11 protein-coding genes, 1 rRNA gene and 1 other RNA gene are annotated in these 12,236 nt (G+C 48.5%); 3 read left to right on the top strand and 10 right to left on the bottom strand.

From position 1 onward, the window contains the following. From I8U18_RS08990 to dnaX, 6 genes are all read right to left on the bottom strand, one after another. Positions 1–191: ribosomal RNA gene (locus I8U18_RS08990) — 16S ribosomal RNA — on the bottom strand; the annotation flags it as partial. Positions 192–343: 152 nt separating this feature from the next. Then, positions 344–613 (bottom strand): pro-sigmaK processing inhibitor BofA family protein, encoded by a 270-nt coding sequence (locus I8U18_RS08985; protein WP_198055621.1) that lies wholly within the window; start codon positions 611–613, stop codon positions 344–346. A gap of 71 nt (positions 614–684) precedes the next feature. Further along, positions 685–1,575, bottom strand: coding sequence for a CPBP family intramembrane glutamic endopeptidase (locus tag I8U18_RS08980; protein WP_198055620.1), 891 nt, complete (start codon positions 1,573–1,575; stop codon positions 685–687). 156 nt (positions 1,576–1,731) lie between these two features. Continuing rightward, positions 1,732–2,328 (bottom strand): recombination mediator RecR, encoded by a 597-nt coding sequence (gene recR, locus I8U18_RS08975; RefSeq protein ID WP_198055619.1) that lies wholly within the window; start codon positions 2,326–2,328, stop codon positions 1,732–1,734. Between the two features lie 24 nt (positions 2,329–2,352). Then, the gene (locus I8U18_RS08970) at positions 2,353–2,664 is read right to left on the bottom strand and encodes a YbaB/EbfC family nucleoid-associated protein (RefSeq protein WP_033102205.1); all 312 of its coding nucleotides are present in this window, start codon (positions 2,662–2,664) and stop codon (positions 2,353–2,355) included. A 24-nt stretch (positions 2,665–2,688) separates the two neighbouring features. Beyond that, positions 2,689–4,374 (bottom strand): DNA polymerase III subunit gamma/tau, encoded by a 1,686-nt coding sequence (gene dnaX / locus I8U18_RS08965; RefSeq protein ID WP_198064697.1) that lies wholly within the window; start codon positions 4,372–4,374, stop codon positions 2,689–2,691. A gap of 306 nt (positions 4,375–4,680) precedes the next feature. On the opposite strand from dnaX, the gene I8U18_RS08960 reads away from it, so the two are divergent. Further along, on the top strand, positions 4,681–5,286 hold the full coding sequence (locus tag I8U18_RS08960; protein WP_198055617.1) for a YczE/YyaS/YitT family protein: 606 nt from the start codon (positions 4,681–4,683) through the stop codon (positions 5,284–5,286). A gap of 216 nt (positions 5,287–5,502) precedes the next feature. Here I8U18_RS08960 and I8U18_RS08955 read toward each other — a convergent pair whose 3' ends face one another. Further along, entirely contained in the window at positions 5,503–6,666 is a 1,164-nt protein-coding gene (locus tag I8U18_RS08955) for a two-component system sensor histidine kinase NtrB (protein ID WP_198055616.1), read from the bottom strand. Positions 6,667–7,068: 402 nt separating this feature from the next. Then, positions 7,069–7,335, bottom strand: an RNA gene (gene ffs / locus I8U18_RS08950) — signal recognition particle sRNA large type. A gap of 131 nt (positions 7,336–7,466) precedes the next feature. On the opposite strand from ffs, the gene holB reads away from it, so the two are divergent. Together holB and I8U18_RS08940 are read left to right on the top strand one after the other, a co-directional pair. Beyond that, positions 7,467–8,486, top strand: a complete 1,020-nt coding sequence (gene holB, locus I8U18_RS08945) for a DNA polymerase III subunit delta' (protein ID WP_198064696.1) — start codon at positions 7,467–7,469, stop codon at positions 8,484–8,486. Between the two features lie 348 nt (positions 8,487–8,834). Beyond that, entirely contained in the window at positions 8,835–9,236 is a 402-nt protein-coding gene (locus I8U18_RS08940; protein WP_198064695.1) for a hypothetical protein, read from the top strand. Positions 9,237–9,737: 501 nt separating this feature from the next. Here I8U18_RS08940 and I8U18_RS08935 read toward each other — a convergent pair. Further along, positions 9,738–10,280, bottom strand: a complete 543-nt coding sequence (locus I8U18_RS08935; protein WP_052154422.1) for an undecaprenyl-diphosphatase — start codon at positions 10,278–10,280, stop codon at positions 9,738–9,740. A gap of 685 nt (positions 10,281–10,965) precedes the next feature. Further along, positions 10,966–12,186: a cytochrome P450 gene (locus I8U18_RS08930; protein ID WP_033102195.1), complete on the bottom strand. Its 1,221-nt coding sequence runs from the start codon at positions 12,184–12,186 to the stop codon at positions 10,966–10,968. Between the last annotated feature and the right edge of the window lie 50 nt (positions 12,187–12,236).

The following is a 12,236-nucleotide window of genomic DNA, read 5'->3' as shown; positions in this document are numbered from 1 at the left end:
TGCGGGAGCCGGGATTATCGGGTATTAGCACCGGTTTCCCGGAGTTATCCCCGTCTTGCGGGCAGGTTGCCCACGTGTTACTCACCCGTTCGCCGCTGGGTCCGATCCCGAAGGATCTTCCCCCGCACGACTTGCATGTATTAGGCACGCCGCCAGCGTTCATCCTGAGCCAGGATCAAACTCTCCGATAAAGATCTAGCTCAAAAAGAATCAACAGGTCATGCTTCACTCTTTAGTTTTCAAGGAACACATTGTTGTTTTTTCATTTGCGCCGCTCATCAGCGACAAGGTTTATACTAGCATAAACCAAAATCAGAGTCAACACCTTTTTTATTATTTTTATCTAAAGCAAAATCATTTTTACGGCCGCGAGATAGAGCAGGCCGGGAATGCCAAGAAAACCCGTAATAAAGGCGGTAACCGGATTAATCGCCAAATGGAAATGAAATGTTTGTCCAAAAAAATTAACCACAAACAGAACAATTCCACCCATCACGGTGTATAACAGACCCAGCCAAATCCATTTGAGCGGTTCTTTTACCGAACGGCTTACCGCCATAAAAAAAACAAGTCCTGCGGCGGCCAATAAAATCCACCACTTCGCTTCCAGCATCTCGCTCCCTCCCCGGTATCAAAAAGGGTACAAGCTACTTTTATCTGTACGAGCCCAAGAGAGAATTTATGCTAAGCATGGGTGAAATAATCAAACATGACAGAGACCGTGTTATTTAAGATATGGAACAAAATCGGAGCCCACAGCTGACCGGTCCACTGCCGGAGCCCTCCCAAAATGAGCCCCAGCAAAAAGAGCGGCACAAACAGCGTCACATCCAGGTGAAACAAGGCAAAGATTCCGGCCGAAAGAAAAAGACCTCCCCAAGCTCCGATCGCTTTTCCAATACAGCTCTGCAGGAGGCCGCGAAAGAAAATTTCCTCCGCCAACGGCCCGATCAAGCCAACCATCCCCCATTGCAGGGCCAGTCCGTACCATCCCATTTGCCCTGCGTGATGAATTCCCTGACTGATGCTGTCCTCCCGCCATGATGATAATTCCAGCGAAAAAAAATGAGCGACTGGTTCCGTGATCCATTGATCCATTACGAAAAACACCAGCAGATAAATGCCCGCCAAAACCAATGGCATCGTCCGCCAAAATCCCGGATGAGGGCGGGTTAAGCCAATCTCCGCATACCATCCCCGAAAAAGGAGACACGTGCCCATCAGCATGAAAACAAACGGAAGATATGGAAAGAGGAGTTCGTTTAAATGCTGCTGCCAGGAAACCGGCCAGAGGGAGACCGATACTGAAGAAATCAGCGAGGAGACTTCAATCCAGGCGGTAAAATAAGCGATATCCATCGCGCTGATCGCGCTTTGTCCGGCGCGTCGTTCCCGTTCAAAACGCGTCAAAAATCCCAAAAGGAGAAAGAGAATGACTCCAAAGAACGAAGTCACCGAATAGAAAAAATACATTAACAGCAAAAAAGGGGTGTCCGGTTGCCCCGGCAAAATCATCCACGTCCCTTTTTCCGTATGCACCCAATCCATCGTGGCAAATTGCAAAGGAATCATCATGAAAAAACATCCGCACAACACCCATGCCAGCCCGTTCCGAAACCGACCCGTCCAATAGCGAAATCCCATATTTCCACCCGCTTAAACAAAAGTAAAAAAGCGACACATCTCGATTTAAAGAGTGTCGCTTTCATACATATGCGGCAGAAGGACAAATTAAACCTCCCGTCTTCCTTCCAGCGCTTTGGTCAGAGTCACCTCATCAGCATACTCCAAATCTCCGCCGACCGGGAGACCATGGGCAATTCGCGTTACTTTTAACCCAAACGGTTTAATCAGGCGGGAGAGATACATGGCCGTCGCTTCTCCCTCAATATTGGGATTGGTCGCCAGGATCAATTCCTGTACCGTTTCATCCTCCAGGCGTTTTAACAGATCGGGAATCCTCAGATCTTCCGGGCCGACCCCTTCAATCGGGGAAATGGCTCCATGCAAAACATGGTACAAACCGTTATATTCCCTCGTCCGTTCCATCGCCATCAGATCTTTCGTATCCTGCACCACACAGATGACGGAACGGTCCCGTCCCTTATCGGAACAGATATAGCAGGGATCCTGGTCTGTGATATTGCCGCAGAGGGAACACTGGTGCAAATCCCGTTTCGCCCGCATCAGCGCCTTTGACAGATCCAATACGTCATCCTCTTCCATGGTTAGCACATAGAAAGCCAATCGCTGTGCGGTTTTGGGCCCGATCCCGGGCAAGCGCATAAATCCCTCAATCAGCTTCGATATCGGTTCAGGCACATACAAGATTCGCCACCCCTAGCATGACCGTCAGAATAAACCGGGTATGTTCAAACCGCCGGCAAATTTGCCAAGATCTTTGGCAACCAGCTCATCAACTTTTTTCATAGCTTCATTAAAGGCAGCTGTAATCAGGTCTTGCAGCATCTCCACATCATCCGGGTCGACAACATCCGGAGCGATTTCCACAGCCATGAGCTGTTTATGTCCGTTCATTTTCACTTTGACCACACCGCCGCCGGCTGTCCCCTCCACTTCTTTCTGCTCCAGTTCCTGCTGTGCCTTGGCCATTTCTTGCTGCATTTTTTTCACTTGTTTCATCATCTGATTCATGTTGCGCATCATCATGATTCGCCTCCCATACATTCATTTGATAATTTTCACTACATCTTCCCCAAACAACGCGATCGCTTTGCGAACGACATCTTCATCCTGTGGAACTTCCAAGGCCGAAGCCTGTTCTCCTTCCGGAGCATTTTTCACATGCGCTTTCATCGCTTTCCAATCAGCCAGCATCACCGGTTTGAGGCGGTATGCGGTTCCCGTCATCTGCGACAGAATGGTTTCGATCAGTTCCCTGTTGCTCTCTTTCTCTATTGCTTCGCGATGTATTTTGCTTTTGAAGGCGAGAATCACCGTATCCCGCGTCGCAGCAACCGGATCGCCGTTGATCAGCCAGGCATGAACCGTGATTTTTTCTTTTTTGACGCGATGCAGGAGCTCCGGCCACACCTTTTTGATCTGGGCAAAAGACGCATCGGAAAGCTGTTCCGCCCAATTTCCGCCCAAAGGAACCGACGCAGCCTGGGAACGGGATTTTTCGCCGGCATCGGCCCCCTTGCCGCTTTCCCTGTTTCCCTTTGGCACCGGCTCAGGAGGTGCGTTTTTCAATCTCTCCAACATGGCCTCCAGCTGCTTCATCCGCTGCTCCAATTTTTCCACTGCAGGCACTTCTGCCAGCTCTTGCTTTTTCCGGCGCGCACTCAAACGGACAAACGCCATTTCCAACAAGATCCGCGGATGGGCCACCCATTTGATCTGCTGCTGATAATGAATCAATTGGTCCATCATTTCGGAAATGCGGTCAGAACCCAGGCGCTTAGCCAGATCCGATGCATGCGGGTCAGCGGCGAAGTAACTGATTTCATCCAGATCAGGAGCAGTAAGGTACAACAGCATATCACGACAAGTATGAATGAGATCCTGTATCAGTTTTTCCGGCTCCATTCCCGAGGCAATCGCTTTTTCCAGGCGTTTCAGGGCTGATGCCGGATTTTCCTGCTCCAGATCTTCCAGGATGCGAAACATTATTTCTTTCGGGGCCGCTCCGGTCACCTGAATCACCGCTTGCTCATCCAGACGTTCCCCGCTGAATGCCAAAACTTGATCCAGAAGGCTCAGCGCATCCCTCATCCCGCCATCCGCCGCACGCGCGATTGCCAACAGCGCACCGTTTTCATACGGAATCCCCATCGATTCACAAATGAATTTCATGCGGCTGACAATCTGTTCAAAGGAAAAACGCCGAAAAGAAAAACGCTGGCAGCGGGAAATGATGGTCGGAGGGAGTTTATGCGGCTCCGTGGTTGCGAGAATGAAGATCACATGGGGCGGAGGTTCTTCCAGGGTTTTCAGAAGGGCATTAAACGCCTCGGTCGTCAACATGTGAACTTCATCAATAATATACACTTTATATCGTACTTCTGTGGGAGCAAATTTTACCTTGTCCCGCAAATCCCTTATTTCATCAACACCGCGATTGGATGCGGCATCGATTTCAACAACATCCATGATGGCTCCTTCAGTTATCCGCCTGCATGCCTCGCATTCATTGCAGGGTTCAGGAGCCGGCCCGTGTTCACAGTTCACCGCTTTCGCCAGAATCTTGGCCGCACTCGTTTTTCCGGTGCCGCGCGGCCCGTGAAAGAGATAAGCATGGGATAAATGCTGTTCCCTCAATGCGTTCATCAGCGTTTTGGTCACATGCTCCTGACCGACCAGATCCTCAAAGCGTTGCGGTCTCCATACTCGGTATAAGGCTCGATAGGACACACCCAACACTCCAGCCTTCCCCATTCGGGGTTGATTAATGGTCTTTATTATCATACTACACTGAAATTCTTTTTTCCAAAAGAAACAAACCCATCACGCAAGCGGATGCTCGTCATGACCTGTCGATAAAAGTCAGGCGGGAGAGGAGCAAACTGTCCGGTCATCGGGAAATCGGGGAAAAAAGGCACACCCCCGGCATGCAACTCCATTTCACACTTTCACGAACAAGAGAAAAAGGGCTTCTATCTTGAAGAACTTGTACATATCCATTTCTAGAAGAGTCTGGTTAAGGTTGGTCATGCTGCTATGGATAATAAAAATTTGAGATTGATAGCCTATTTGAGCGGACTGGTCATCAAATCATTCGGCATCTCGCTGATGATTCGCTCCCATCTGGGGACGGGGTCGTGGGATGGCTTTTATGTGGGAATGTCCAACCGCTTTGGTTTGACAGTGGGTTCGTGGCTGATCGTCATCGGCATTTTCCTGATCCTGCTCAATTCATTCCTCACAAGCAGCAAACCTGATTTTTTTTCCTTGATTACTGTTTTCATCCTCGGATTTTGCATCGATTTTTGGCTCGGTCTGCTCAATCACTGGGGGGTAAATCCGGACAATCCGGTGCAGCAGGTGCTGGTCTTTTGGGCAGGTCTCCTGTTTACCACCTTCGGAATGTCCACTTATGTCCAGGCCCGATTTGCCCTCACCCCGGTTGACCAGTTCATGTATGCCCTGCATCAGCGCTTTGGCTTCAGCCTGATGGTTTCCAAGACGATCGGGGAAGTGATCGCACTCGCCTTCGCCATCGTCCTTGAAGGGCCGGTCGGGCTCGGAACAGTGATTTTCACGTTCCTGTGCGGACCGCTGATTCAATTTTTCATCCCGATGATCGAACGGCTGATGTTCGGATAAGCCCGGGAACATTCCCGTGTTCGGCATAACCCGTGGATGCAACATTTTTCAAAACCGGAAAGGGAAGAAACACAACCCGGCTACAACAAACGTTACAGAAAAAGAAACCGGGCATGAAGTGAAGGAAAAAAAGCGATATTCCCGCTTCTTCCCTTTCTCTTCATGCCCTTTCGTCATGTTTTCCATTCACGCTCTCGCTCTCCCTTCCCTAAATCATCAGCTATCAGCGTAAACTCTCGAACTCACCAGGGGAAGGGTGACTTTTGCTACCGTCCCTTTTTCATCGGAATCGACTTCGATCTCCCCTCCGATCTCATGGAGAATCTGTCTGCAGATCGGGAGCCCAAGTCCGGTTCCGTTTTCTTTTGTCGTAAAAAAGGGTTGAAACACCTTCTCCAAAATATGTCCGGGAATTCCCGGGCCCTCATCGGCAATCTCCACTGCCATCGTCTGTTCCGCCTCATCAGTATACATGCTGATCGTCAGCCGTCCTCCTTTGTTCATCGCTTCGATTGCGTTTTTGCACAGATTGAGGAAAACCTGTTTCAACATTTCTCCATCGGCAATCACCAGCGGAATCGATGACAGGCGTCGTTCAATCACTACATCGACGTTATGGAGGAGAGCCTCATTTTTGATGATGGGCAAAATTTCTTTCAACACCTTGGATACGCTGATGGCACGCAAATCTGCGGGACGGGGCTTGCTGAGCATCAGAAATTCCCCGACCAGATTGCTGATGCGGCTGATCTCTTTCAACATGATATCGATATAGCCATGTTCCTTCTGCTGCCCGTTTTCCTTTAATTTGTGCCCTATCACTTGCAAAAACCCCTTGATCGCTGTTAACGGATTGCGAATCTCATGTGCGGTTCCAGCTGCGATTTGTCCAACGGTCGCTAAACGATTGTTGCGCCTTACCTGCAGTGACAAGGAACGTTTTTCCGTCACATCCTCTATAACCACCATTTTCCCTTTTAATCCACTCTCACCATCATCAAAGCCTTGAATTCTCAGGAACAGATAGCGAATTTCTTCATTTCCGTTCCACTCCACTTCCGCCTGACGCGGTTCATCCCCCTTGGCCAGCAACATTGAAAGCAAACGTTCCCGTTGCCGGTGGCTGATCTCCGACCGGGTAATCACTTCCTGGAAAGAACGGTACAATACCTTTGCCCGGTCACAACTCAACAGCTCGCTTGCCGCCAAATTCATCTCCATCACGTTTAAACCGTCGTCAAGCAATACCACTCCCAGATGGATGTGTCCAAATAGTTGGGCGGCCAACCGTTCAAATGGTGTTACAGGATAAAATGTATACAAATGGCAAGACTGGTGATCCTCATTCCCTGCTATTTGCTTTATGTTCATATTAATCATAATCGCACCGCCACATCGTAGCTTCCCTTTTCCATCCTCTCGCTTCAAATCGCAGCAACGAGTTTGGGGTCGGACAATACGCCGGAAGAATGGCTGCCAATCTACAGTGCTGACCCGCGATCATCCAAACTCTCGACAAATCACGTTCCTTTCGCGGGAACGAAACGTGCGGGCACTTATTCACCTCCTCAAATCAAAAACCACATACCTACCAAACCAATCTTCACAAATATTTCTAATTCTTTATTCGCCTTTCTCCTTTTTCTTCCTTCTCCGACAAGAAAATTTTCCAAAAACATCCAAACAGAGTGCCAGGGTGAAAAAACAACCGTTTCGGCCCTCAAAACAAAAAACCGACGCCTGCGGAATACAAGCATCGGTTTCTTTATCTCACCTATGTAACCGCGCACCTATCTCCGACGCATTTTGCCCGAGCGGACCCTGAACCTACGACTCGGATCAGGCACCCCTGCGGCACACGGGAATTCTTCCTTAGTGCTGCTTCCGTCAGGACCTGACACGGTTCAGAAGCTCTCGTTGCGCAGGACCCAATCGTCAACACCGGCGATTCAGGCCAAACCTCGCACAAAATGCGCCTCGGATAGGAATTCAACCCCGTTAAGGCGGATTACGGGTAACAGGGCACCGCCAGCTCCCCATCTAGCGCGGTGACTCCATCATAACACAAAACAGATGTTTGCACAACGGGAAGGAAAAAGTTCTCCGGCCCATTTTTTGAATCAGGCCGCACCCTTCTTTATAATAAAGCTTAAAAGGAAATTTCACAGAAGGTGATCGGATTGTCTCTGAGGCAACTCAAAAAACAACCCCAGGCAGCCCGTTTTTTATTGCAGGCGATCGCCAAAGGCCGCGTGGCCCATGCCTATTGTTTTTTCGGTCCGAGCGGGACGGGCAAAAGGGCGATGGCACTCCAGTTCGCCAAGGCACTCAACTGCGAACAGCCGGAGGAATACGATGCCTGCGGCCGCTGTCCCTCCTGCCTGAAGGTGGAGCACGGGAATCACCCCGATGTCGTCACCTTAAAACCGGAAGGATCCTTAATCAAAATCGATCAATTGCGCGCGCTGCAAAAGCGTTTCCGCTACAGCGCCCCGCCCGGGACAACACGGGTGGTGATCCTGGAGCAGGCTGACCGGATGCGGCAGGAAGCAGCAAACAGCCTGCTCAAATTTTTGGAAGAACCGGTCTCCCCGATGGCGGCAATCCTGGTGACAGAAAATATGCAAGCCATATTGCCGACGATTTTATCCCGTTGCCAGCATGTACGGTTTGCGGAGCTTCCCCCGAAAGAAAAGGAAAGCGAACTTTTGGACAAGGGAATCGCCCCGGACGCGGCCCGCATTCTGTCTTATCTGCCGGAGGAATCCGCCCGGCTTTATGAAGCGGAACCAGATACATTCCCTGCTCTCTGCCAGAAGGTAATCCAGTGGAGCCAATCCATTCTGTCCGGAAAATCCGACGCGTATCTCACCCTGTCGCAACCATGGCTGACGGATGAACTGGCAAACAACCGGTTGCCGCTGGTACTTGACCTGCTGCTCCTGTGGCTGCGCGAATTGTTGAACAATCAGATCGGGCAAACGGATCCCGTCTTCGTCCCCTGGCAGAAAAAGGTGCAGGAACAAACTTATCTGAAACCCGCTTCTTCCTTGATCACCGCAATGGATAACGTTCTGATCGCCAGACGCCTTCTGCTGAAGAGCAGCGTTCAGCCCCTGACAGCCCTGGAGCAGATGGTGTTATCCACCCAAGCAGAAAAAGTGAGCACCGAAAACGGATGGCAATTGATTCCGTTATGACGAACCGGTTCCGATCTCCGGTTCTTTTTTATATCTTTTTAAGCGCGCATACAGTTGTCATTTATCCGGAACTCATGATTATCAACAAACACAATGATCTCAACCCGCCGGAATCACCCGCTTGCTTTCCAGTGTAGCCAAGTATGAACGGCAACTGTAATATTAATACTGCCGTTGTCGTTTCCATTAAGTTTGCAAGAGAGTTACGGGGCCCTCTCATGGACAAATTTTTGAAAATCACAGGAAAATCAGCTGATCCATTCAATGCCAATCGGGAATGAATGGAAATATAGCAGAACGTTGAAATCGCCGGGTTCGATGGTATATGGAGGAGTGTTAATCATAAATATGGATGTGATAGTTGCCTGTGTTTTTATTCTATTTGTTTTCTCCCAGCCTTTTGCAGTATCTGGTTATATTGAGTATCAGCTTATCCGTGGTGATACTGAAGAGAAAAGACAGAAGGGCTTTAAGATATTAAAAATAAACTGTGCCATCGTCAGCATCGTTGCTGCTTTTCTGCTCTTGGGTTACTTCTTAACCGAAGATGATTCATCATATATTCTGGCCACTATCTTCATTATGTTGCTTGGTCATCTTTATCACGCCTACCCCACGCTGGTGCGCAGATCGCCGACCCCGTTCAAGGATGTAGCAGTTCCCGGTGTCAGGAGCTTCTCTAAGAAGGTTTGTTTGGTTTGGGGGATCTTGCTGCCTCTTTCCTGGATCATACATAAAATTATCTATTAACAGGCATTATTTTTTAATGTCCGAAGAAACGATAACTCTTTTAGATTCTTCGATTTGCATGCCCCATTTCAAACCGCGGAATATCCGGTACTATTTTTCGTGTATCTGCGCGGCTTCCAAGCCCTTGTTTTGATACAAAAAAAGAGCTGCCCGGTGTAAATCGGGCAACTTTATTTATTCCTGGGGAAACAGAATTTGGTTGGCATCATTTATTTATTCGAAAGATCAAGCCATTTTATGACCTCATGAGCGAAAAGATCAGGACATCAAAATGTGTTAGTCATTCACAATGGTTCAAGCGAAGATTACATCGGAATTGCTGATGAAAGAAAAAAGGATTCTTGCGAAATTGAAGCAAGAATCCTTTTCTTTGGAGTGCATGGCCGAGCGGCTTGTGATGTCCCCTTGTCACCAACGTTTCAAACGTCAGCCGCGGGACGCCACTCCCGCATTTTGCCCATGCTTTCCAAAATGGAAGCTGAACATTTCACCAGTGCCAAATTATGCCGTTTTTTTCCGTTTCACCGGAATCGGCCCGAACAGCTTATGATCTAGCCAGCGGATAAAGAGAGCGACCAAGGTCCCGACCACGATTCCGGACAGCACATCCGTCGGATAATGATGCCCCACCCAAATGCGGGAGAATCCGATCAAAATCCCCAATATGAACAGAGAAATGCCGAGCTTCCGGTTATAACCCCAAAGCGCAACGGCAATCGAGATCGCTCCGGTCGTATGGTCGCTTGGAAACGATGCGTTGGGATCATGTTGGAGCAACAAATGTACATCGTGGGGATGAGCCACAAACGGGCGCTGGCGATTATAAATCAGCCCGATCACGAAGTTGAGCCCCATCGCAACTGCAACCGTGGCAAAACCGTTAATCGCGGTCATCCGGGTGGACGAACGCAGAAGCAGGATGACCAAAATAAGCACATACAGATAAGGACCAAATTCTGTCAATCCCATAAACAGATAATCAAGAAGAGCATTCTGTCCTGCCAAACCGTTAATCGCTTTAAACAACTGAAAGTCCCAAGCCACAGAAGTACCTCCTTTAGCCCCGCGTATGCCTGTATAAATTAACACCATTATAAAGAAACTGTAAAGGAAATCATATGGAGAACTTTAGACCAATTCAGCAAACCACCAGCAACTCCCCACCGACTTCACAGAAATGTAAAACATGAGTTGCACCGCTCCGGACCCTCTGAATGACCAATCGAATCAAACTATAAATTTTTACGATTAAAATTATAATATAAAAATCGAATAACTTATGAACATTTTTGGACACCATTTCTCCCCGGCTTCGCAAAACTGATTTCGCCAATTGATCAAAACTGAAAAACAAAAGAATATACACAATCCCCCTTCGTTTTCATCTCCTTCTCCCTGCCAAAGAACCAGTGCCCTTCTGGCCATCGACAATCAATTCTATCTATTTTTATCTTATATAATAAAATACTCTTTAAAATTATAAACAAAAATCCTATGTATCATCCGTCTGTATTTTTAGATTATTATGATGGATTAACTGAAAAAAGAGGGAGAAAGGAGCAAAATAAAGGGTTGTTTGGAAATAAAAGGGTTAACGGGCATAAAAAGAAAACCCGGCCGATCAAGAGGGCCGGGGGTCTCTTTTCTGCAAGCAGATGATCTTTTATACTGAACTGGAAATGAAGTCACATATCCGGGGTTTTGAGGGGACATTCCTTGTGCGCTTTCCTCATTGCGTTACCAAATGGATCGGGAAACTTTTAAGAGATTGACCTGTGGCCGATTCAACCAAATGTTCCGTGACCTCAAATCCGTCGACCAGTTGAATATCAGCAAACTTCTTCACAAACGTAGTCAAAGCGATGTTTGCTTCCATCCGGGCCAGCGGGGCACCCAAACAAAAATGCGGGCCTGCCCCAAATGTGAGATGCTGTTGATTGTTTGCACGATGGATGTCAAACTGTTCCGCGCGGGCAAATTGGGATTCATCCCGGTTGGCGGCAGCAATCCAGGCCACAACCATTTGCCCTTTCTTCATCTTGTGTCCAAACACATCGGTATCCTGTGCCACCTTGCGATCCATGGCGATCGGAAAGCGGAAGCGCAACACTTCCTCAATCGTCCTGGGAACCAAAGACAAGTCGCTGCGCAGCTCCTGATACAGGCCCGGACAATCCACCAACAGGGAATAAAACACATTGGAGATCAGCGTGGTCGTTGTTTCATTCCCGGCGGCCAACAGGCCCCTGCTGATCATGACCACCTCTTCATCAGTCAACGGTTCATCCTCATAATCAACACGGATCAAATCCGAAATAATGTCGTCTGCCGGATTCTTCCTTTTTTCCTGCACGATCGGATGCAGATATTCATGAAACTCCTTCATGGCCCGGGCTTTTTGTTCAATGAGGTGATCATAGGTTTCGGCTGCATACGGGAGGAAGAGAATATCCGACCAGGCTTTAAACAACTGACGGTCTTTGGAAGGGACGCCCAGCAGATCGGCGATGACAATCACCGGAAGAGGAATTGCCAGCTTTTGAACGATATCGACAATCGTTTGCCCTTCCATCTCAGCGATCAGTTCATCGGCAATGGCCTGAATGCGGGGGGCCCATGTTTGCAAACTGCGGGGAGTAAACGCTTTGGCAACGAGCGCACGTCGTTTCCGATGTTCCGGAGGATCTGAAAAGTTGAGATTGGTGCGGCTGTTGTTTCTGGGAACAGGAATCAAACTTCGTTCTTTCCGGTTGGAAAAAAGGTGGTGGTCAAACAAAACGCGCTTGGCATGATCATATAAGAACACATTCCAGACATCTTGCTCGGCATCGTAATAAACGGGCTGCTTCTCCCGCATCTCCTTATACCACGAAAAAGGTTCCCATTGCTCCTGCTTTGATTTCAGCTTTGATATTTCATGTAAGAGAATGGTTTCATCCATCGTGTTCACAAAAATCCCTCCCCTGTGATCAACCTCTTACATATGTTAAATTAACATAT

The organism is Thermoactinomyces sp. CICC 10522 (assembly GCF_016055075.1).
GTDB classification, from domain to species: Bacteria; Bacillota; Bacilli; order Thermoactinomycetales; family Thermoactinomycetaceae; genus Thermoactinomyces_A; species Thermoactinomyces_A daqus.
The sequence above is the reverse complement of the archived record's forward strand: the minus strand, read 5'-3'. Positions and strand labels throughout refer to the sequence as shown.

What these genes read in the sequence shown, in the direction of transcription:
- I8U18_RS08960 (WP_198055617.1), top strand. Translation starts at nt 4,681, where the DNA reads ATGGATAATAAAAATTTGAGATTGATAGCCTATTTGAGCGGACTGGTC.
- I8U18_RS08980 (WP_198055620.1), bottom strand. Translation starts at nt 1,575, where the DNA reads ATGATGATTCCTTTGCAATTTGCCACGATGGATTGGGTGCATACGGAA.
- I8U18_RS08970 (WP_033102205.1), bottom strand. Translation starts at nt 2,664, where the DNA reads ATGCGCAACATGAATCAGATGATGAAACAAGTGAAAAAAATGCAGCAA.
- I8U18_RS08985 (WP_198055621.1), bottom strand. Translation starts at nt 613, where the DNA reads ATGCTGGAAGCGAAGTGGTGGATTTTATTGGCCGCCGCAGGACTTGTT.
- I8U18_RS08940 (WP_198064695.1), top strand. Translation starts at nt 8,835, where the DNA reads ATGGATGTGATAGTTGCCTGTGTTTTTATTCTATTTGTTTTCTCCCAG.
- I8U18_RS08955 (WP_198055616.1), bottom strand. Translation starts at nt 6,666, where the DNA reads ATGATTAATATGAACATAAAGCAAATAGCAGGGAATGAGGATCACCAG.